The following is a 20,465-nucleotide window of genomic DNA, read 5'->3' as shown; positions in this document are numbered from 1 at the left end:
GCCCCGGCTCGGCGAGCTCCTCGCCTCACCGGATCGCGACGATGACTACCGTGGACTTTCGGTGGGGGAACCCGTCGTGCGCGGCCGGTATTTCGACGGCGAAACCGAGCTTTGGCTGGTGACGGGGTATGACCAGATCGTCGCGGTCCTCACCGATCCCCGCTTCAGCAACGACTTGAGCGCGCAGGACCGGATCCCGGTTCCGGGTGCCACCCTGCCCGAAGATCTCCGCACCGCACTGACCTCGACGCTCGCCGCGTACGATCCGCCCGACCACACCCGGCTGCGGCGGCTCGTGTCGCACGCGTTCACGGTTCGGCGCGTGCAGGCTTTGCGCCCCAGGATCGCGGAAATCGTGGCGGCGTTGCTCGCCGAGCTGCCCGAGCGCGCCGGGGCCGACGGGGTTGTCGACCTGATGGAACACTTCGCCCACCAGCTGCCGATCTTGGTCATCGGAGAGCTGCTCGGGATCCCGCCGGGTGACCAGAACCGCTGGCGCTCGTCGGCCGAAGGGCTCAGCAGCGGCGATCCCGCCCGGATCACCACCGAAGCACGGCAGCTCATCGCCTACATGGCGGACGCGATCGCGGAACGACGCGCCGGACGCCACCCGGCGGACGACCTGCTCACGGCGCTCGTGCGGGTGACTGACGGTGGTGACCGGCTCACCGAAGCCGAACTCGTCTCGCTCGCCTTGAGCCTTCTGCTGGCCGGGCACCGCACGACCGCGAGCTTGATCCGCACCATGGCGGTCCTCGTCCTCTCCGGCGCGGTGCGCTGTCCGGATCCGGGCGGCATCCCCGCCGCCGTCGAAGAGATCCTCCGTCGCCACGGGCCGGCCGAGATCGGCGCGCTGCGGCTGGCCCGGGAACCGGTCGATCTGGGCGGGGCGCGGATCGCGGCGGGTGACCTCGTCCTGCCGGTTCTCGCGAGCGGCAACCGTGATCCCCGGCGGTTCGCCACCCCCGGCTCCGTCGATCCGGCCCGGCGGGACCTCGCGCACCTGGCTTTCGGCCACGGCGTGCACTACTGCGTCGGTGCCGCGCTCGCGCGTGCCATGGCGGAGCAAGTGCTGGCCGGCCTGGAGTCGGTGAGCGAAGAAATGACGTTGACCGAGGGCGTTGCCCTGACGGTCACCGATCCGCGTTCGGCGGCCTTGCCGGTACGGCTGCGTCGCCGGACGGACCAACCCCCGATGACCGAAGGAGCACGACCATGACCAACCCGTTCGACGACCCGGACGGCACTTTCTACGTCTTGGTCAACGACGAAGGCCAGCACTCGCTGTGGCCCACTTTCACCGACGTCCCGCCGGGATGGTCGGTCGTGCACGGCGAGGCGGACCGGCAGTCGTGCCTCGACTACGTCGAGGAGAACTGGACCGACATGCGGCCGAAGAGCCTGATCCGCGCCATGGGCGAATGAACCCCTGCTGGTGCGCCGCCGTCCGGTGGCGCACCAGCGCCCCCTTCCGATTCCCTGACCGCAAGGACCGAGGTATTCGTGGAACGCATCCTGCTGAACGCCAAGATCCACCGCGCGACGGTCACCCAGGCAGACCTGCACTACGTGGGTTCGCTGACGATCGACGCGAGCCTGATGAGAGCGGCGGGCATCGTCGAGAACGAGAAGGTTCAGGTCGTCGACATCACCAACGGCGCGAGGCTGGAGACGTATGCGATCGCCGGCGAGCCGGGGTCGGGGGTGATCGGCGTCAACGGTGCGGCCGCCCACCTGGTGCACCCCGGCGACCTGGTCATCATCATCACCTACGCGCAGGTGCACGAGCCGGACCTGGCTTCGCACCGGCCGACGGTGGTGCACGTGGACGGGGAGAACCGGCAGGTCCGCATCGGACACGACCCGGCCGAACCGGTGCCTGGTGCCACCGCACAGATACCAGGCCGCGGATGAGCCGGTCATCCCCTCAAGGGGCCGAAGGACCCGGTCGCGAGGCCCGGCAACGATCCGGGCAAACCCGGCGCGGTTCGGGCACGCAACAGGCGCCGATGAGCCGGCGATCGTGTCAATGGGACGATCGGTGGCTCGCAAGGCTCCTGCAATGACCCTGCAAGCCCGGCGCGGCATCGTCCCCTTCAGTCCTTCCGATCGGCGGAAGGGATGGCCTTGCTGGGACACCCGGGTGGGAAGGGTGAACACGCCGCGTGCTTCCACGGAAGCGAGCGGTCTCGGTGCCGGTCACGCGTCAGGTTGATCGTCCGCGCGTAGCAACGCCGACGTGTTCTCGACCGTGGAGAACTGATGTCTTCAGCCGCGAACTTCGACGCGAGGCCGCAGGTCAGGTTCCGCCTACTGGGCCCGGTGGAAGCCACTCACGGCGGACGGCCTGTGCCGTTGACCGGAAAGCAGCGAGCGTTGCTCGGTTGCCTGCTGCTCGAGCCGAATCACGTCGTCTCGGTCGAGCGGCTGATCGACCGGCTGTGGGAAGAGAACCCTCCGGTATCCGCCGCCGCGCGGGTGCGCGCGTTGGTGGCGGAGCTGCGACGTGCGCTCGCCGATGATGGCGCACGCCTCATCGTGACGCAGAGTCCGGGCTACCGGCTCGATGTCGGGGACGGCGCGCTCGACACGGTGGTGTTCGCCGAGCGATTGGCGGCGGGAGGGCAGGCGTCGCTGGATGGCCGGTACGAGGACGCGGTGGCGCTCTTCGGCAGGGCACTCGAGCTTTGGCGTGGTGCACCGCTCGGCGGCCTGTCCGGGCCTCATGTCGCAGCGGAGACCGCCCGGCTCACCGAGCAGTGGGCCGCTGCGCTCGAGGGGCGGGCGGCGGCACTGCTGGAGTTGGGGCGGCCACACGATGCCGTGGCCGAGGCGGGGCGCGTGATAGCCGAGTACCCGCTGCGGGAGCGACCGCAAGGACTGCTCATGCTCGCGCTTCATCGGAGCGGGCGCCTCGCCGAGGCATTGAGCGTTTACCGGCGGTTCCGGAGCCGGTTGGTGGCGGAGATCGGCGTGGAACCGACGGAAGAGCTGGTGGCCCTGCACCAGTACTTGCTGCAGGGCTCCGCCGACGAGGAGCGGCCGACCGGGCCGGTGCCCCAGCAACTGCCGGCCGGTACGAGCAGGTTCGTCGGTCGCGCGGCCGAGCTGGCTCGTCTGGACGAGCTGGCCGGCGAGCAGAATCACCTCGTGCTCGTCGTCGGCCCGGCGGGTGCCGGCAAGACGGCGTTGGCCGTCCACTGGGCCCATCGAGCGGCGGTCGACTACCCCGACGGCCAGCTGTTCCTTTCGATGCGGGGGTTCGACCACGGCCGGCAGCTGTCCGCTGCCGAGGCGCTGCCATCGTTGCTGCTGGCCCTCGGGCAGCCGTTGAAGGACATTCCGGTTGACGTGGACACCCAGGCGGCCCTCTACCGGTCGCGGCTGGCCGGCCGGCGGGTGCTGGTTCTGCTCGACAACGTGGCGAACCCCGCACAAGTCCGGCCACTGCTGCCGGGTACGGCGAGCTGCCTGGTCGTGGTCACCAGCCGCGACCGGCTGGGTGGTCTGGTGGCGCGGGACGGCGCCAAGCGGATCTCGTTGGATGCGTTGCGGGCGCACGAGGCGTTGGACCTTCTCGCGCATCGCGTCGGCGTGGCACGGCTGCGGGCGGAACCGGAAGCTGCCGCACAGCTGGCCGCGCAGTGCGGACACATGCCACTGGCCCTGTCCATCGCCGGCGCCCGGCTCGCCGACCAGGCGGTTCACACGATCAGTGGGTTTGTCGCGGAGCTCGCTGACCGGGGCCGGCTGGCCAGGCTGCGGGCCCGTGGCGACGAGCACACCGCGGTGAGGGCCGCCCTCGATCTGTCTTATCGTGCTCTTCCCATCGGCGCACAACGGATGTTTCGACTGCTGTCACTGGCACCGAGTGGCGGGTTGCACGTCGGCGCGGCTGCTGCTCTCGCAGGTGTGGACGAGGCGGAGGCCGAGGACCTCCTGGACGCGATCGCCCAGGTGCACCTGACCACCGAGGTCGGGGTGTACCGGTTCGCCTGCCACGACCTGCTGCTGGAGTACGCGGCCGACCGTGCCGAGAGGGAGGATTCGCCGCAGGAACGGCAGAGGGCCGCTCAGCGGTTGGTGCAGTATTACCTGAACTCCGTCCTCACCGCGACGCGGACGGTCCGGCTGCGCGGTACGGAGCTGCCGTACGACGGCGCGGAAGCCGGCGTGGTGAGCGCGTCGTTCGACAGCGAGGCGGACGCGTTCGCGTGGCTTGCCGACTCGTGGGACGAGATCACCGCCGTGATCTCACGGTGCGCGGAGGACAGTCCGCACCCGGCATCCTGGCTGCTGGTCGCTATGCTGCGGGACTACATGCACCACCGGCGGCCGCTGGCCGAGTGGATCCGCGTCGCGTCCATCGGCTTGGCCGCCGCGCGGCGTGGCTCGGATCTGATCGGGCAAGCCGCGATGCACCTGTCGCTCGGACATGCTCGGTGGCGGATGGCCGAGCTCGCGCCGGCCAAGCAGGACTATGAGCAAGCGCTTACACTGTCGGGGCGGGCGGGCTGGCCCAAGGGGGAAGCGGACGCCCTGCGGGGTCTCGGTGTGACACTGAAGCAACTGGGGCAGCCGAGGCAGGCTCTGCTTCGGTACCACGCCTCGGTGGAGATCGACCGGAGGCTCGGCGACTCCTTCGGCGAGGTGAGCGGGCTCAACAACCTTTCGTCCGCATACCACCTGCTTGGCGAGCTGGAGCACGCCGAACAATGCCTTTCGGCGTGCTTGCGGCTTGCCGAGCAGAACGGTCATGACTACCAGGTCGCCCTGACCCTGGTCAACCTCGCTCTCGTGCGCCAGGAACAAGGCCGGCTGGACGACGCGTCGCACTGCCTGGACCGGTCGCTCGTCATCGCGCGCACAGCCGGTCTGCGCTATGCCGAGGCGATCACTCTCGAGACGGCCGGCCGGGTGCACAACGACGCCGGCCGGTGGGTCGACGCCGCAACGGTGTGCGCGGACGCGCTGGTTGCTGCCCGCAGTGCCGAAAACCGGAACTGCCAGGTCGACGCCCTCGTCGGGATGGCGGAGGCGAAAACCGGGCTGGGGCGGCTGGACGAGGCGCTGGCGGACTTGAACGCCGCGGCCGCGCTCAACGAACTGACCGGCCACCAGCTCGGGCGTGTGGAGACTCTCCTCGGACTCACCCAGGTCTACTCCGGACTCGACCAGAACGAGCGGGCGCACGAGTACGCCGTGTCGGCGCTGAGACTGGCGCGGGACACCAGTCCGCTGGCGCGGAGCAAAGCCCACCGCACGCTGGCCGAGGTCCTGCTCGGGCTCGGCGATGGCGCAGGAGCCGTCAGTGAGTGCGGTCGGGCGATCGCCATCGCCCGCCGGTCGGGCCAGCGGCTGGTTCACGCGCGGGTTCTCGTCGTCCTGGGCCGTGCCCACCGGCTGGCCGGGAACGAGCGTGCGGCACGGTCGACGGTGAGCAGGGCGCATCGGGTCTTCGTCGAACTGGCGATACCCCGGCAGACCGAGACGGCGGCACTGCTACGGCAGTCGAGCCATGCATGATCCAAGCGGAAACCATGCATGCGGATGGCATGTTACTTCCTGACCGGGGGGATCTGCCTCGATGGCGGGGGACCAGAGGCGTGCGCCGTCCGGGAGGTGTGGCGTCTTCGACAGCCCTTTGGAGGACGGTTGCGGTTTTCTATTCTCGGTCCGCTGGAAATCGTGAGTGACGACCGTTTCGTCGACATCGGTGGTCCTCGTCAGCGCTACACACTGGCCGGTCTCCTGCTCGACGCGGGTCGGGTGGTGTCGATCTCGAGGCTGGCGGAGGCGGTGTGGGAGACCACGCCACCGGCCACGGCGAAGGAGCAGATCCAGAACGACATCTCCGCGTTGCGCAGGGCGTTCACCGAGGTCGAGCCGGACGTGGAGATCATCTCGACCCGGCCACCCGGCTATGCGCTGGAGATCCGCGACAACGAGGTCGACGTGCACCGGTTCAACGACCTCGTCGCCGAGGCGCGCCGGGACGTCGCGACGGGGAAGATCCGGGCGGCCGCGGCGAAGATGCGCAAAGCGCTCGCGGTCTGGCGTGGACCGGCGTTCGACGGCCTTTCGAGCAGGTTGTTGCGCGCGGGAGCCGCCCGGCTCAACGAAACCCGCGTGGCTTTGCTGGAGGAGTGCGTCGGGCTGGAGCTGGAGCTCGGCAGGCACCGCTCGCTCATCGGTGAGCTGACCGCGCTCGTGACGGAATACCCACTGCGGGAAGAACTGCACGCGCACCTGATGCTGGCTCTGTACCGGTCCGGCCGTCGGGCCGAGGCGCTCGAGGTCTACCGGCGGGCCCACCGGACGTTCGTCGACGAGCTGGGTCTCGATCCCACCAGCCTGCTCAGAGGAATGGAGCAGTCGATGCTCTCCTCGGACCCCGCCCTGGACTTCCCCTCGCCGATGACCGTGTCGACCAGCGCGGTCCCCCGCCAGCTACCGCCCGAGGTGCGGGTGTTCGGGATGGAGCAGCACGAGGCGATCATCCGCGTGTCCTTGACCGAGATGAGGCCCGCGGACCTGGGTTCTCCCCGGCTGTGCGTGCTCACCGGGGCGGGCGGCACCGGCAAGACCGCGCTGGCCGTCAGGTCCGCCCACGCCGTCCGGGCGAGCTACCCGGACGGTCAGTTGTTCGCCGAACTGGACGGTGGCGGCCAGTGTGACGTCGGTGCGGTATTGGGCCGGTTCCTGGGCGCTCTCGGTGTGCCGGTCCCGGATTCGCCCCAGGAGCGGGTGGAGGCCTACCGTGCCGCGCTCGCCGAGCGCAGCGTCCTCATCGTGCTCGACAACGTGGCCGACGAGTCCACGGTACGGCCGCTGATCCCGACGTCGCCGACGTGCGGGGTGATCCTCACGACCCGTTCACGCCTCTCGCTGCTACCGGGGGCGCGCCGGGTCTCGCTGGAACCCCTCGCCTTGTCCGCCGCGGTCGAACTGCTCACCGCCGCCGCCGTCGGTGGAAACCGCCCGGCCGGCGACGTGGAGGAGATGCGGCAGGTGGCCGAGCTGTGCGGGCGGCTGCCGCTGGCGTTGTGCGGTGCCGGGGCGCGTCTCGCCGCCAAGACACACTGGACCGTCGAACGGCTCGTCAAGGTGCTGCGTCACGAAGGACTTCGGTTCGACGAACTGGCACGCGGCGGAGTCCCGGTACGCGAGGTCTTCGCGACGGCCTACGAGCGGCTGGACCCGACCGCACGCCTGGTGTTCCGGAGGGCGGGGCTCATCCCCAACCCGTCCGTGCCCGCGTGGGCCTTTGCCGAACTCGCGGAGGTGACGGAGGCGGAGGCGGAGACAGCCGTCGAGGACGCGGTCGACGTGTGGCTGATGGAGCCGGATGGCCGGCCGGGCACCGAGTCCCGGTACGGCTGCACATCACTGAGCGGGGTGTTCGCCCGCGAACGCGTGCGAGCGGAGGAACCGGAGTGGGAACGGTTGACATTGCTGGCTCGCCACCTCCAGCAGCGGGGTGCGGGACTGCGAGCGAGGGTGGTCGACGCATGACCACCGACGACAGCCGCCTGCTGCACGAGCTGTTCGCCGCGGCCGCCGCACAGTGGCCGGCGAGGACGGCAGTACGGGACGCAACCACGCGGCTGACCTACGCGGAACTGGATCGCCGGGCGAACCAGCTGGCCCACCGGCTGATCCGGTCGGGTGCGGGCCCGGAGACTCTGGTCGCGCTGCACGGCACCCGGTCGGTCGAACTCATCGTCGGGTTGCTGGGGATCCTCAAGGCGGGTGCCGGTTACCTGCCGCTGGAACCGCGACAGCCGTTGTCGAGATCGCGCTCCATGATCGCCGATGCCGGCTGCCGCCTGGTGCTGGGCGCTGATGACGACCTCGGCGTTCCGTGCGTGCCGACAGACTCCCTCGGCGCCGAACCGGACACGCCACCGGAAGTCGCGACGCGGCCGGACGGCGTCGCGTACGTGATCTATACCTCCGGTTCCACCGGGGCGCCGAAGGGGGTCGTGGTCAGCCACGCCAACGCGGCCCGGTTGTTCGAGGTCACCCGGCCGGAGTTCGCGTTCACCGAACATGACGTGTGGACTTCGTTCCATTCGATCGCCTTCGATTTTTCGGTGTGGGAGATCTGGGGCGCGCTCCTCCACGGCGGGTGCCTGCTCGTGGTTCCGCATACCGTGAGCCGCGACCCGGCGGCGTTCCTGCGGCTGCTCGTCGACGAGCGGGTGACCGTGCTCAACCAGACACCCACGGCGTTCCGGCTGCTGGCCCGCGCCGCGGAGGAGGCGGGGTTCCCGCCGACCCGGCTGCGCCTGCTGGTCTTCGGCGGAGAACGGCTGGACCCTGCTCTGCTCCGTGGATGGGTATACCGGTACGGCGAGGACCGGCCGCGTCTGGTCAACATGTACGGCATCACGGAGACGACGGTGCACGTGACCGTCCGTCCGATCGCCGGCGCCGATCTCGAACTCGGGTACAGCCCGATCGGCCGCCCGCTCGGCGATCTGCAGGCGCACGTGCTCGACGACCGCCTCGTGCCGGTCGGCCCGGGCGAGGTCGGCGAGATCTACGTCGGCGGCCCCGGGGTGAGCCGTGGTTATCTGGGACGTCCGGGGCTGACGGCGCACAGGTTCGTGCCCGACCCGTTCGGCCGGCACGGTGGGCGCTTGTACCGGACAGGCGATCTCGCCGCGCTCGATGCCGACGGCGAACTGGTCTTCCACGGCCGTGCTGACGACCAGGTACAGCTGCGGGGGTTCAGAATCGAACCCGGTGAGGTCGAGGCCGCCGTCATCCTGCACCCGGACGTCGAGCAGGCCGCCGTCGTGGTGCGTGATGTCGCCGGTCGGAAACGGCTGGTCTGCTACTGGGTCGGTGCGGCCGGCCCGACGTCGGCCGACCTTCGCGAACCGGTGGCGCGACGGCTGCCCGACTACATGGTGCCGTCGGCGTTCGTGCGTGTCGCGGAGCTGCCGATCACGTCGAACGGCAAGCTCGACCGCTACGCGCTACCGGAGCCGGGGGGCTCCGGGGAGGAAGACGCGCGCCGGGTCGCGCCGAGGGACCCGGTCGAGGAGGTCCTGGCCGGCATCTGGGCCGGTCTGCTGGGGCTGGAGGCAGTCGGGGTGCACGACAACTTCTTCGCACTGGGCGGCGACTCGATCACGGCTATTCCCGTCGTGGTCGAAGCGACCTCCGCCGGGCTACCGGTTACCGTTGACCTGCTGTTCGCACACCCCACCATCGCCGGACTCGCCGACCACTGCCGTGCGGCGGGCTCGGTGGGCTGACGTCACGCGGATTCAGGTGCGTGCTTTCGCAGCAGGGCCGCCACGTCGGCGAGCGTCTCCGCGTCGAAGAGCTCGCGGAACTCGATCGGGACGCCGAGGTCTTCCCTGATGGCCTGGTAGGCACGGACGGCGTGCAGCGAGTTGCCACCGAGGCCGAAGAAGCTGTCGTCGCGACCGATCGGACCGATGTCGAGCAGCCGCTCCCACAGCACGGCCAGGTACTGCTCGCACTCGTCTCGGGGGGCCACGTAGGACGCCGCGCGCGACTGGTGGTCCGCGAGAACGGCACGCAGTTCCCGCACATCCCGCTTTCCGTTGTCCGTGAAGGGGATCTCGGGTACCAGCAGGATGACTGCCGGCACCATGAAGTCGGGTAGGACCTCGGCCGCGTGGTCACGGAGCTCCTCCGGCGAAGCCCCCGGTGCGGACACGAAAGCAACGAGCCGCCGGTCGTCCCCGGCGCCGTCGGTCAGCACGACCGCTTCCCACACCGAGGGATGCCGGCCCAGTGCGCGTTCCACTTCGGCCGGTTCCACGCGGTAACCGCGGATCTTCACCTGGTCGTCGGTGCGGCCGACGAACTCCAGGATCCCGTCCGAGGCGAACCGCACCAGGTCGCCGGTCGCGTAGCACCTGCTGCCGGGCGGGCCGTCCAGGCTCGGCAGGAAACGTGCCGCAGTGAGACCCGGCTCGGAAAGGTAACCGCGGGCAACGCCCGCCCCCTGCACGAACAGTTCACCGACCGCGCCGGGAGGCACCGGTGACAGTGTCTCGTCGAGGACGCGGACCGAGACGCCGTTGAGCGGACGGCCGATCGGCACCGAGGCGTCATCGACACCGAAGTGCCCGACGTGGTGGCACGTGCACGCCGTGGTGGCCTCGGTCGGTCCGTAGAGGTTCCACAACTCGCCGGTGAACCCGCCCGCGAGGATGGCCTGTGCGGCACCGGGCTGGAGCACGTCGCCGCCGGTGTGCAGCAGCCGCAGACCGGTGAAGGACGCCGGGTCCGCGCGCACGGCGTTGTTGACGGCCATGGTCGGGGCCAGCAACGCGGTGATTCCGCGGTCTCGGAGGTGCCGGGACAGCCCGTCGGACAGCAGGTCGGAAATGGGGGGCAGGACCACGATCTCCGCCCCGTGCGCGACGGCGCACCAGATCTCGAAGTGCACCGCGTCGAACGAGACGCTGGAGATCTGGCCCACCCGGTCCGCCGGCCGCAAGGCGGGGAGTGCGGCATTGGTGGCGAAGGAGACGAGGTTGCGGTGTTCGAGCACGACAGCCTTGGGAGCTCCGGAGGAGCCGGAGGTGAACAGCACGCACGCGGCATCGCCCGGCGCCACGCGCGGCAGCGGGACCGGTGTCACGGGCTCGCCGCCGGACAACGCCATGACGATGCGCTCCGGGTGCTGGAGGCTGCTTTCCCACCCGGGTTCGGTGAGGACGGCAGCCGGTGAGGCCGCGCTGATCAGCAGCTCCCGGCGACTGCCCGGGTACCGGGTGTCCACCATGACGTAGGCCGCGCCGGCTTTCAGGATCCCGAGCATGGCCACGACGACACCGGCTCCTCGGCGCACGAGCACGGCCACGTGGCTGCCCGGTCCGGCGCCGGCCGCGCGCAGCCGGCAGGCGAGTGCCGTGGACTCGTGGTCGAGGGCGGCGTAGGTGAGTGTGCGTTCGTCGTCGGACACGGCCGCCCGGTCACCGAACTCGCCAACCGAGCGGGCGAACAGGTCCAGGAGTGTCGATGAGGTGTTCATGTCGTCCTCGTGATCTCGGTCCGGGCGAGCAGCCGCGTCAGCGGCTCGTCCGGGTGGGCGGTGACCAGGTCTGTGACGGTGGTGAACCCGGTGGCCAACCGAGCTGCGGTACCCCCGGTGAACAGCTCGGTGCTGTACTCGAGGAACCCGTCGAACCCGCCGTCGCGGGGGTAGAGCACGAGCATCAGCTCCTGCTTCGAACCGCCGGTGTCCAGCGGATCGATGGTGATCTCCAGGCCGGTCTCCGCGGCGAAGCCGAGCCTGGGACCAGGCGCTGTCTCCAGGACCAACATGGTCCGGAACAGCGGGTTGCGGCCCGGCGTCCTGCTGACGTCCAACTGCCGAAGCAGCCGTTCCACCGGCACGTCGAGGTTGTCGTACGCGTCGAGGCAGATCGAGCGGACCCGGCCGACGAGGTCCCGGAACGTCCACTGCGGATCGACCGAGGTGCGCAGCGCGACGGTCGTGGACAGAAGCCCGACGACCGACTCGAGACCGGTGTCCGCTCGGTTGCCGACGAAGGTCCCGATGCACAGGTCGCGCTGCTCGGTCAGGGCGTGGAGCTGGACCGCGTAGGCGGCGAGCAGCACCATGTACGGCGAGGCAGCGGCGTCACCGGCGAGCGCGGCGACCCGGGCGCCGACGTGTGCCGGGACCGCCACCCGCTGGTGGGCGCCGCCGTGGCCCGGTGCCCCGGCCGGTCTCCGGTCAGCGGGTAGCGCGAGCGGAGGTGGCGGCTCGCGGAATCGCGTCGTCCAGTAGTCCAGTTGCCTGGCGAACGCGGGGGAGTGCTCCTTGTCGACTTGGCGTCGGACGAAGTCCGCGTACCGCGTAGCCGGCGGCGGTTGCGCCGGACCGCCCGAGAGCAGCGCCTGGTAGGACGTGAGGAGTTCGGTCACCACGATCGTCGAAGACCAGTAGTCGGCCACTATGTGGTGCAGCGCGACCAGCAGCTCATGGTGCTCCGGGGCATGGCGCACGATGGCCGCGCGCAACGGGGTGCGCGTCATGACGTCCCGCACGCCGGACAGCACCGCTTCCTCCACGGTGGACAGCGCGATGGCGTGGTCGGCCGATCCGCTCAGGTCGACAACGGGTACCGGCACGTCGCCGGTGGGCAGGATCCGGTGCACGGGGCTCCTGCCGGCCAGCGGGAAAGTCGCACGAAGAGCCTCGTGCCGGTGCACCACGCCGGTGACGGCGGCCTGGAGCAGGTCGACGCGCAGCGGCCCACGGAGAACGATGCGGTTTCCCAGCGTGTAGAAGGAGCTGTTCGGGGCTCTTTGCTGGAGGAACCAGATGCTGCGCTGGGCGTCGGTGAGCGGGAGTTCGGTGCCATCACCGGTTTCGGCGTCCGCCGATGTGGCGGTGGCGCCGGCCGAGCGGTCGCCGATGTGCATGGCCAGCGAGGCCGGCGTCGAGTGGGTGAAAAGGTCACGCAGCGCGACTTGCACCCCGAACACGTCACGCACCCGCGCCGCAACCTGGGAGGCCAGCAGCGAGTGTCCGCCGAGGACGAAGAAGTCGTCGTCGACGGTCACTTCGGCGACGCCGAGCAACTCGCGCCAGATGTCGGCGACCACCTTCGCGGTGGTGCCGGGCACGGTTTCCAGCGTGCCCGGCACCTCCTCCGCGGCCGGCTCGGCCACCGGGTCCGGCGGTCCCACCCAGTGCCTGGTCCGCTGGAAGGGGTAAGTGGGCAGCGGGACGCGTCGCCCGCTCCGCCGCCAGTCCACCGGCACGCCCAGGGTCCACAGGTGATCCGCCGTGTCGTCGTCCAGCGCGACGGCCGCCGACTCCGCCGACTGGTTGCGCACCAGCGGGCCGAGGGAGAAGCGTGTGTTGACGTCGACGAAGATCCGGTAACCGTCCGCCAGCAGCGTCGCGATACCGGCGGCGAAACGGACCGGCGCCCGGAGGTGCTCGGCCCAGTACGAGGGGTCCGTGGCCTCCTCGTCGGTGAGGAAGTCCCCGGAGACGTTCGAGATCATCGGCAGGGTCGGCGGCCGGGGTCGGGCCAGGCGCACGATCTCGCCGAATTCGGCCATGATCGGGCTCATGGCCGCGGTGTGGAACGCGTGGGAGGTGCGCAGTCTTCGGGCCTTGACCCCACGTTCGGTCAGGTCCGCGACCAGTGCGGTGACGGCGGTGGCCTCGCCGGCCGCGACGGTGAGCCCCGGTGCGTTGACCGCCGCGATGGACAGGCCGGAGTCCAGCAGCGGCTCGAGTTCTTCGGCCGGCAACGCGACGGAGGCCATCGCCCCCCGGGGAAGCCGGTCGACGAGGTTTCCCCGGGCCGCGACGAGACGGAGCGCGCCGGCGAGGGAGAATATGCCCGCCTGTTGCGCCGCGACGTACTCGCCGACGCTGTGTCCCAGCACGGCGCCGGGCCGGACACCTTCGTGGCGCAGGCTTTCCGCCAGTGCGTAGCCGACGGAGAAGACGACCGGCTGGGCGAGCCGCGTTGCCGCCAGCTCCGCCTCGGAGACGGCACTGGGACCGTAGAGGAGCTTGGCCAGGTCCATCGCCAGGATCTCGGCGCAGCGGCCGAGCGCGGTGCGGAAAACGGGACTGTCGCGGTGGAATTGCTCGGCCATCCCGGGGAATTGCGAGCCCTGGCCGGCGAACATCCAGACCGGCCCGGTTCGGCCGGCCCCGGACAAGGAGCGCCCGGTGACCGCGGCAGAGCGCAGGGCGCGGCTCGCCTCCTCGGTTGTCGATGCGCGCACGACTCGCCGGTGCGGCAGCCGCGTCCGCCCGGCCTGGGTGGTCCACGCGACATCGGCGAGCGACAGCTCGGGCTGGGCGGCCAGGTGGTCGGCGAGCTCGCGGGTGGCCGCATCGAGGGCCTGCCCGGTCCGCGCCGACACCACGACGCGTTCGACCCGGTCGCAGGGCGTCGCGGCGGGTGGATCGGGTGCTTGCGCAAGGGTCACGTGCACGTTGGTGCCGCCGATGCCCATCGAGTTCACCCCGGCCGTCCGGGGCCCGTGCGTCGGCCAGTCGCGGAGCACCGTGTTGACGAAGAACGGGCTGCGCGCGAAGTCGATGTGCGGGTTCGGCCGGCGGAAGTGCAGGCTGGGCGGGACCAGGCCGTCGCGGACGCACAGGGCGGCCTTGATGAGCCCGGTGATGCCGGCAGCGGCGTCGAGGTGCCCGATGTTCGTCTTGACGGAACCGAGAGCGCACCACTGCTCGGTCGTCGGGCCGCCGAATGCTTCGGTGAGGGCAGCCACCTCGATCGGGTCACCGAGGGGGGTGGCGGTGCCGTGTGCCTCCACGTACCCGACGTCGTGGGGAGACACTTCAGCGACCTCGAGCGCCGCGCGGATCGCCGCGGCCTGCCCGGTGATGCTGGGGGCGGTGAACCCGACCTTGGCCGAACCGTCGTTGGTCACCGCGGAGCCGCGGATGACGGCGGTGACCGTGTCGCCGTCCGCGACGGCGTCGTCGAGCCGCTTGAGCAGGACCGCGCCGAGCCCGTTGCCGGTGAGGGTGCCCTGGCCGTCGGCGTCGAACGCCCGGCACACCCCGTCCGGCGAGCCGATGCCCGACTCGTGCGGCAGGTGCCCGACCCGTTGCGGAACCCGGACGGTCACGCCGCCGGCGATGGCCATGTCGCACTCGCCGGCGACAAGTGCCTGCCCGGCGAGGTGGACGGCGACCAGCGAACTGGAACACGCGGTCTGGACGGTGACGGCGGGCCCGCGAAGGCCGAGCTTGTACGCGACCCGGCTGGCCAGGTAGTCCTTCTCACCCCCGAGCAGGAGCGTGAACCCGCCGTACGTGCGGTGCAGCGATCGGTCCGGCCAGACGTTGTTGAGCAGGTAGGTGTTGGCGGACGCCGAGGCGTACACGCCGATTGCGCCTTCGTAGCGGGCGGCGTCGTAGCCGGCGTCCTCGACGGCCGCCGCCGCGCACTCGAGGAACAACCGTTGCTGGGGGTCGATGATCCGGGCCTCGCCGTGGCTGTAGCCGAAGAACTCGGCGTCGAACAGGTCCTCCCCGTCGAGCACGGCGCCCACCCGCACGTAGTCGGGACGAGTCAGCAACTCCTCCCGCACCCCCGCCGCGCGCAGTTCCTCGTCGGTCAGCCGCCGGGTTCCGCTCACCCCTGCGCACAGGTTCTGCCAGAACTCGCCGACATTCGCCGAGCCGGGGAAACGGCCGGCCATACCGACGATCGCGAGGTCCAGCCCGCCCGTCATCGCACCCCCCGGGCCGTGCGTCGCTGGGCCGACCGCAGGCGCAGGCCCGCGCGTTCGTCCGCCGCTGTCCGCGTGGACGTGGTGCCGGCAGCACCGGCGAGCAGGTCGGCCAACGTGCCGATGGTCGGGTGGTGGAACAGATCGATCGGCGACAGCTCGGCCGCCGTGGGCAATTCCTGTCGCAGCCGGGCGTGGGTGCGCAGCAGGAGCAGCGAGTCGCCCCCGGCGTCGAAGAAGTTCGTGTCGCTGGTGAAGTCCGCGTGGCCGAGCACCTCGGACCACAGACCGGCGATCCGTCGTTCGGCGTCGGTGCCGAAGGCCGCGCGGTTCGACCGCGCCTTCCTGCCCACGGGCGTGGGCAGTGCCGTGCGGTCGAGCTTCCCGTTGGGGGTGACCGGGAGCCTGGCCAGCCGGACGTAGTGGCCCGGCACCATGTAGTCCGGCAGGATCTCGGCGAGTCCGGACCGGATGGCCTCGTCGGTCACCCCGCGGTCAGCCACGAGGTAGGCGATCAGTTGCGGGTGACCCGGCACGATGTCGCGAACGTCGACCGCGGCGTCGAGCACGCCCGGCCGGGCCCGCAGCACGGACTCGATTTCGGGCAGCTCGATGCGGAATCCACGCACCTTGACCTGGTGATCCAGCCGTCCGAGGAACTCCAGCGCCCCATCCGGCCGCCGGCGCGCGCGGTCGCCGGTGCGGTACATCCTGCGGCCGGATACGAAGGGGTCCGGTACGAACCGATCCGCGGTCAGCCCGGGCCGCCCCCGGTACCCGCGGCCGACCTGGACCCCGCCCAGGTACAGCTCGCCGGCGGCACCGGGCGGCAGCAAGCGCAGTTCTTCGTCGAGGACGTAGGTCCGGACATTGCTGATCGGGCGGCCGATGGGCACGGCGGGACCGGTCTCGTCCGGCCGGCAGTGCCACACCGTCACGTCGACAGCCGCCTCGGTAGGACCGTACAGGTTGCTCAACGCCACGTGGGGCAGCAACTCCCGGCATCGGTCCCGCAGGTCGCCGGGCAACGCCTCGCCGCTGCACAAGATGCGCCGCAGGTGCGGCAGCGCGCCCGGGGTGACGGCGTCGAGGAAGAACCGCAGCATCGACGGTACGAAGTGGACAGTCGTAATCCGCTCCCGCGCCATGAGGTCCACGAGGTACAGCGGGTCGCGGTGCCCGCCGGGGGCGGCCAGCACCATCCGTGCCCCGCTGAGCAACGGCCAGAAGAACTCCCACACCGAGACGTCGAAGCTCATCGGCGTCTTCTGCAGCACGACGTCGTCGGCGGTCAGGCCGAACTCGCTCTGCATCCAGGACAACCGGTTGACCACGCCGTCGTGCTGGTTCTCCGCACCCTTGGGGGTGCCGGTGGAGCCGCTGGTGAAGATGACGTAGGCAAGGTCCCCCGGACAGATGGTCACCTCGACGGGGTTGCCGGTCGTCGAGGTGGGTGCCGGGTCCGGAACCGGGACCAGGTCGCCGGCGAAGCCGTCGGTGATCTCGGCGTGCTCGCCGTGCGTGAGGAGCGTGGTGACCCCGGCGTCGGCGATCATCCGGTGCAGTCGCCGAGGGGGCAGTTCGGGATCGAGGGGCACGTAGGGACGGCCGGCCAGGAGCGCGGCCAGGAGCGCCGTGACCAGGTGGGGGCCGCGAGGGGCGAGGACGCCGACCGGCGCTTCTCCTGCTGCGGACGTGAGGGTCGCGGCGAGCGCCTGACCGTGGTGGAGGAGCTGTGCGTAGGTGAGGTCGCGATCCGGTGCGCGCACGGCGATGGCGTGTGGTGTTCGGGCCGCCTGCCGCACGACGAGATCGGTCAGGGTGTCGCGGGTGGTGGCTGTGGTCGTATGCCAGGTGTCGAGCAGCCGGGTCCGCTCGCCTTCGGTGAGCAGGTCGACCTTGTGCCGTGGCGGTGGTGCTGTCGCGAGCTGGCGGGCGATGGCGAGCACGCGGCGGGGCAGGTCCAGCGGCGGGAGCTGGTGGTGCCGGAGGACCACCATCAGCTCGTCGCCGAGGTCGTCGACGATCAGGCGCGCCTCGTCGGCCGGGTGGGACTCGGCCACCGGCCCGCGTACCGGTCCGGCGGGGCCGGTGCGCGGGCCGGTCGGGTAGCAGTGGTAGACGAACCGGCACTGTTCAGGGGGCAGCTGCCGCGCGACCGGGACAGCGGCCGTCCCTCCGGATGCCTGGTGCTGGTTCCGCAGCCGAGCAGGGAGATTCCTGGTGAACTCCGGCTGGTGGCGGTCCCGCCACGGCACGACGACGGGGACGATGTGGTTGCCGGTCCCGTGGCCGGGAAGCACCTGGTGCAGGAGGAAGTCGCTGGTCGCCGAGAAGCACTCGCCGACCGCGATCGCGTACGCGGCGAGCAGCACGCCGGGGAGCCCGACGTCGCCGCACGCGGCGCGCAGCTCGGCCAGGTCACCGGCGGCGATGGTGGCGCGCTCCTCATGGACCTCCGCCGAGCCGGTGTGCCAACCGAACACCTCCAGCGGACGGACGTGCCGGCCCGGCTCACGCCAGTGGTCGCCGAGGACGGCGGCGGGCGCCGGCGCGAGGGCCGTCGGATTGGCCGTGCACCGGGCGAACGCGTCGACGTACCGCTGGGCCAGCTCGGCGGCGGTCTCGTCGTCGACGCTGTCCCGGCGGTACTGCAGCCGTAGCTCCAGCGCCCCGCTCCCCGGATCGTCCATGAGGTACACGCTGAACGGGAAGTTGGTCTCCTCGTGGAACTCCAGTGCCGACAGGACGATGCCGGTGTCCTCGGCGAGCCGGCGGTAGTCCTGGAAGCGCGTGTAGATGAACGTGGTGTCGCAAGGGTCCTCGCGGCCGAGCAGCCCGCGGACGACCGCGTACGGGACACGGCGGTACGGCAGCAGCTCCGCTTCCGCCGCTCCGGCCCGCCTGGCGAGGTCCAGCCACGTGGCGTGGGCCAGTGACATCCGGCAGGGCACCGTGTTGAGGAACAGCCCGGCCTGCTCCACCGCGCCGGCCAGCTCCGGCCGCACACCGACAACGAGGCCGCTCGCCACCTCTGTGCGCCCGGTGACCTGGCCGAGCACCCACTGGTGCACCGCGAGCCCGAAGTGCTTGACGCCGATACCCTCCACGCGGCCGATGTTCCGCAGCCTGTCGGTGACCGCCGGGTCGAGCCGCCGGTGCAGGCCGCCGGTACCGCCGGCCGACGAGGCTTCGCTGCGGGGAAACCGGACCGGGGTGAACCCGCTGAACCGGCGACGCCACCACGCGCGCTGCTCCTCGGAGTCGATCGCGAGGCGTTCCAGGCGGACGAACGCGCTGTACGGCGGTCCGGCCGGAGCCGGCCAATCGACGGTGTGACCGTACATCCTCAGTCGGTAGGCGGTGAGCAGGTCACGCAGCACGCGTACCAGGCTCATGCCGTCGAGGATCGCGTGGTGGACGCTCACCCCGAGTACGAAACCATCGCCCCGATCGAACGCGGCGAGCCGCAGCAGCGGCGGTACCTCGAGGTCGAACGGCGTCGCCTGCTGCTCGGCCAGCCAGGCGAGCCGCGCGGACCGGTGTTCGGCGGCATCGAGCCCAGTGTGGTCGAACTCGGAGACCCGCGCCGCCGCGAGCCGGTGCACCAGCTGCAGGGGGCAGCCGTAGGACCCGATGTCGAATCCGGTACGCAGGATGGGATGGCGTGCCACGATGTCCGCCGCGGCGAGGCGGAGTGCGCCGACGTCGAGTGGCGCCTGTACTTCGTACAGCGAGATGTCGTGGTACGTCGCGGATCCCGGCCGCATCGAGGAGTGCAGGATCATGCCCTGCTGCAACATGCTCACCGGGTACGCGTCGACCAGATCCAGTGGCAGCCGGGCCCGGTCCTCTTGACCGACCAACTCGAAAGGGGCGGGGAAGCTGGTCGTGGTCATCCTCGATGCGGTCCCTTCTGGCTGGTGCCCGGTGACGGCGCGGCGTCTCCCGCGGGCTCGGCCGCGGCCGAGAGATCCTGCGTCGTGCGCAGGGACCTGGCCGGGGAGAAGATCAGGAACAGCGGTGACGCGAGGTAGACGAAGCAGGACACCAGCAGCGTCGACCGCAGGCCGAGCACGGTGCCGAGCGTGCCGCCGACGATCGCGGCGAGCGACAGACAGCTCCAGGACAAGAAACTGGCCGAGGAGCTGATCCTGCCGAGCATGTCGACAGGCGCGGCCTTTTGCACGAGTGTTTGCGTCAGGCTGCCGTAGACGGGCGAGATGAGCCCGAAGACCAGCCACGGCGCCACCACGATGACGAGCGGAATCGGTGGGTCACCGGCCAAGGGGATGCCGAAGGTCACCAGGCCGTTGAGCACGCCGGACACGATGAGCGCCGGTCCGAAGCCGAATCTGCGTTTGATCGGACCGGCCAGCAGAGACCCGGCGATCGCTCCGGCACCGAAGACGATGAAGGGCACGGCGACCAGCGCGGGCGGCAGCTCGAGCGTGCGGACGAGGAAGAGGATGTAGACGGGTGCGAAGAGTCCGTTGGCCAACGCCAGCACGGTGGTCGCGGCCACCGCGGGGCGCAGGTAGCGGCTTCGCCACAGCAGCTTCAGCCCGTCGAGCAGCTCCTCGGTGAGCCGGCTGCGGGCCGGTGCGGGTGTCCGGTCGAAGTCGGGCAGTCGCCGGACGAACAAGGCTGAGGCGAGGTAGGACGCCGCGTCCACGACGAGCGCGACCGGCGCCGTCAGCACGCCGATGAGCCAGCCCGCCAGACCCGGACCGGCGACGAACGATACGGAGTGGCTGAGCCGCATGAGGCTGTTGCCCTCGACGAGCAGGTCCTCGTCGAGCAGCCGAGGAAGTACGGCGGCGGCAGCGGACTCGGCGAACACCGTGCACAATCCGGTGAGGAACACGATGCCCAGCAGGAGCTCGTAGCCCAGCACACCGAGCCAGGCGGCGGCGGGGACCGCTGCCAGCAGGACGCACCTGGCGAGGTCGGCGGTGACCAGGATGTGACGGGGCGAACGCCGGTCGACCCAGGCCCCGGCCGGGAGCCCGACGAGCAACCACGGCAGGAACAGGCACGCACCGAGCAGACCCATCTGGAAGGTGGACGCGCGCAGGAGGACGGCGGCGGTGAGCGGCATCGCCAGCTCGGTGACGCCGCTGCCGAGCAGTGAGATGCTCTGGCCGGCCCAGAGATTTCGGAATGGCGCGTTGCGGGTCAGAACTCGAAGAATCCGCACCTGGGCTCTCCTCTCCCGGACGGCGGCCGGAAAG

At 70.8% G+C, this 20,465-nt stretch carries 10 protein-coding genes; 6 read left to right on the top strand and 4 right to left on the bottom strand.

Going from position 1 to position 20,465, the window contains the following annotated elements; all coding sequences use genetic code 11:
• Positions 1 to 61 precede the first annotated feature (61 nt).
• The 6 genes from ACWED2_RS24390 to ACWED2_RS24365 all read left to right on the top strand — a co-directional run bounded on the left by ACWED2_RS24390 (position 62) and on the right by ACWED2_RS24365 (position 9,269).
• Positions 62 to 1,219 (top strand): cytochrome P450, encoded by a 1,158-nt coding sequence (locus tag ACWED2_RS24390; protein ID WP_449692801.1) that lies wholly within the window; start codon positions 62 to 64, stop codon positions 1,217 to 1,219.
• The gene (locus tag ACWED2_RS24385; protein ID WP_449692800.1) at positions 1,216 to 1,425 is read left to right on the top strand and encodes an MbtH family protein; all 210 of its coding nucleotides are present in this window, start codon (positions 1,216 to 1,218) and stop codon (positions 1,423 to 1,425) included. The genes ACWED2_RS24390 and ACWED2_RS24385 overlap by 4 nt, the downstream gene beginning before the upstream one ends.
• Before the next feature lie 78 nt (positions 1,426 to 1,503).
• Complete coding sequence (gene panD / locus ACWED2_RS24380) at positions 1,504 to 1,914, top strand: aspartate 1-decarboxylase (protein WP_449692799.1); 411 nt, start codon at positions 1,504 to 1,506, stop codon at positions 1,912 to 1,914.
• A 348-nt stretch (positions 1,915 to 2,262) separates the two neighbouring features.
• A complete protein-coding gene (locus ACWED2_RS24375; RefSeq protein WP_449692798.1) occupies positions 2,263 to 5,526 on the top strand; it encodes a BTAD domain-containing putative transcriptional regulator in 3,264 nt (1,087 codons plus the stop codon).
• Between the two features lie 162 nt (positions 5,527 to 5,688).
• Complete coding sequence (locus ACWED2_RS24370; RefSeq protein WP_449692797.1) at positions 5,689 to 7,515, top strand: BTAD domain-containing putative transcriptional regulator; 1,827 nt, start codon at positions 5,689 to 5,691, stop codon at positions 7,513 to 7,515.
• The gene (locus ACWED2_RS24365; protein ID WP_449692796.1) at positions 7,512 to 9,269 is read left to right on the top strand and encodes an amino acid adenylation domain-containing protein; all 1,758 of its coding nucleotides are present in this window, start codon (positions 7,512 to 7,514) and stop codon (positions 9,267 to 9,269) included. Before ACWED2_RS24370 ends, ACWED2_RS24365 begins: the two co-directional genes overlap by 4 nt.
• A 2-nt stretch (positions 9,270 to 9,271) precedes the next feature.
• Here the strand turns inward: ACWED2_RS24365 and ACWED2_RS24360 are convergent, their stop codons facing one another.
• From ACWED2_RS24360 to ACWED2_RS24345, 4 genes are read right to left on the bottom strand one after another with little or no spacing between them, the layout of a single operon-like run.
• The gene (locus tag ACWED2_RS24360; protein WP_449692795.1) at positions 9,272 to 11,026 is read right to left on the bottom strand and encodes a non-ribosomal peptide synthetase; all 1,755 of its coding nucleotides are present in this window, start codon (positions 11,024 to 11,026) and stop codon (positions 9,272 to 9,274) included.
• Positions 11,023 to 15,234 (bottom strand): type I polyketide synthase, encoded by a 4,212-nt coding sequence (locus ACWED2_RS24355; RefSeq protein WP_449692794.1) that lies wholly within the window; start codon positions 15,232 to 15,234, stop codon positions 11,023 to 11,025. The genes ACWED2_RS24360 and ACWED2_RS24355 overlap by 4 nt, the downstream gene beginning before the upstream one ends.
• Complete coding sequence (locus ACWED2_RS24350) at positions 15,231 to 19,130, bottom strand: amino acid adenylation domain-containing protein (protein WP_449692793.1); 3,900 nt, start codon at positions 19,128 to 19,130, stop codon at positions 15,231 to 15,233. Before ACWED2_RS24350 ends, ACWED2_RS24355 begins: the two co-directional genes overlap by 4 nt.
• The gene (locus ACWED2_RS24345; protein ID WP_449692792.1) at positions 19,127 to 20,431 is read right to left on the bottom strand and encodes an MFS transporter; all 1,305 of its coding nucleotides are present in this window, start codon (positions 20,429 to 20,431) and stop codon (positions 19,127 to 19,129) included. Before ACWED2_RS24345 ends, ACWED2_RS24350 begins: the two co-directional genes overlap by 4 nt.
• Positions 20,432 to 20,465: the final 34 nt, after the last annotated feature.

Source organism: Amycolatopsis sp. NPDC005003 (genome assembly GCF_053600695.1).
Note: the sequence above shows the minus strand (reverse complement) of the source record. Positions and strands in the feature narration are given on the sequence as shown.

Coding starts and splice junctions, on each gene's coding strand:
- ACWED2_RS24365 (WP_449692796.1), top strand. CDS start 7,512: ATGACCACCGACGACAGCCGCCTGCTGCACGAGCTGTTCGCCGCGGCC.
- ACWED2_RS24385 (WP_449692800.1), top strand. CDS start 1,216: ATGACCAACCCGTTCGACGACCCGGACGGCACTTTCTACGTCTTGGTC.
- ACWED2_RS24355 (WP_449692794.1), bottom strand. CDS start 15,234: ATGACGGGCGGGCTGGACCTCGCGATCGTCGGTATGGCCGGCCGTTTC.
- ACWED2_RS24360 (WP_449692795.1), bottom strand. CDS start 11,026: ATGAACACCTCATCGACACTCCTGGACCTGTTCGCCCGCTCGGTTGGC.
- ACWED2_RS24350 (WP_449692793.1), bottom strand. CDS start 19,130: ATGACCACGACCAGCTTCCCCGCCCCTTTCGAGTTGGTCGGTCAAGAG.
- ACWED2_RS24375 (WP_449692798.1), top strand. CDS start 2,263: ATGTCTTCAGCCGCGAACTTCGACGCGAGGCCGCAGGTCAGGTTCCGC.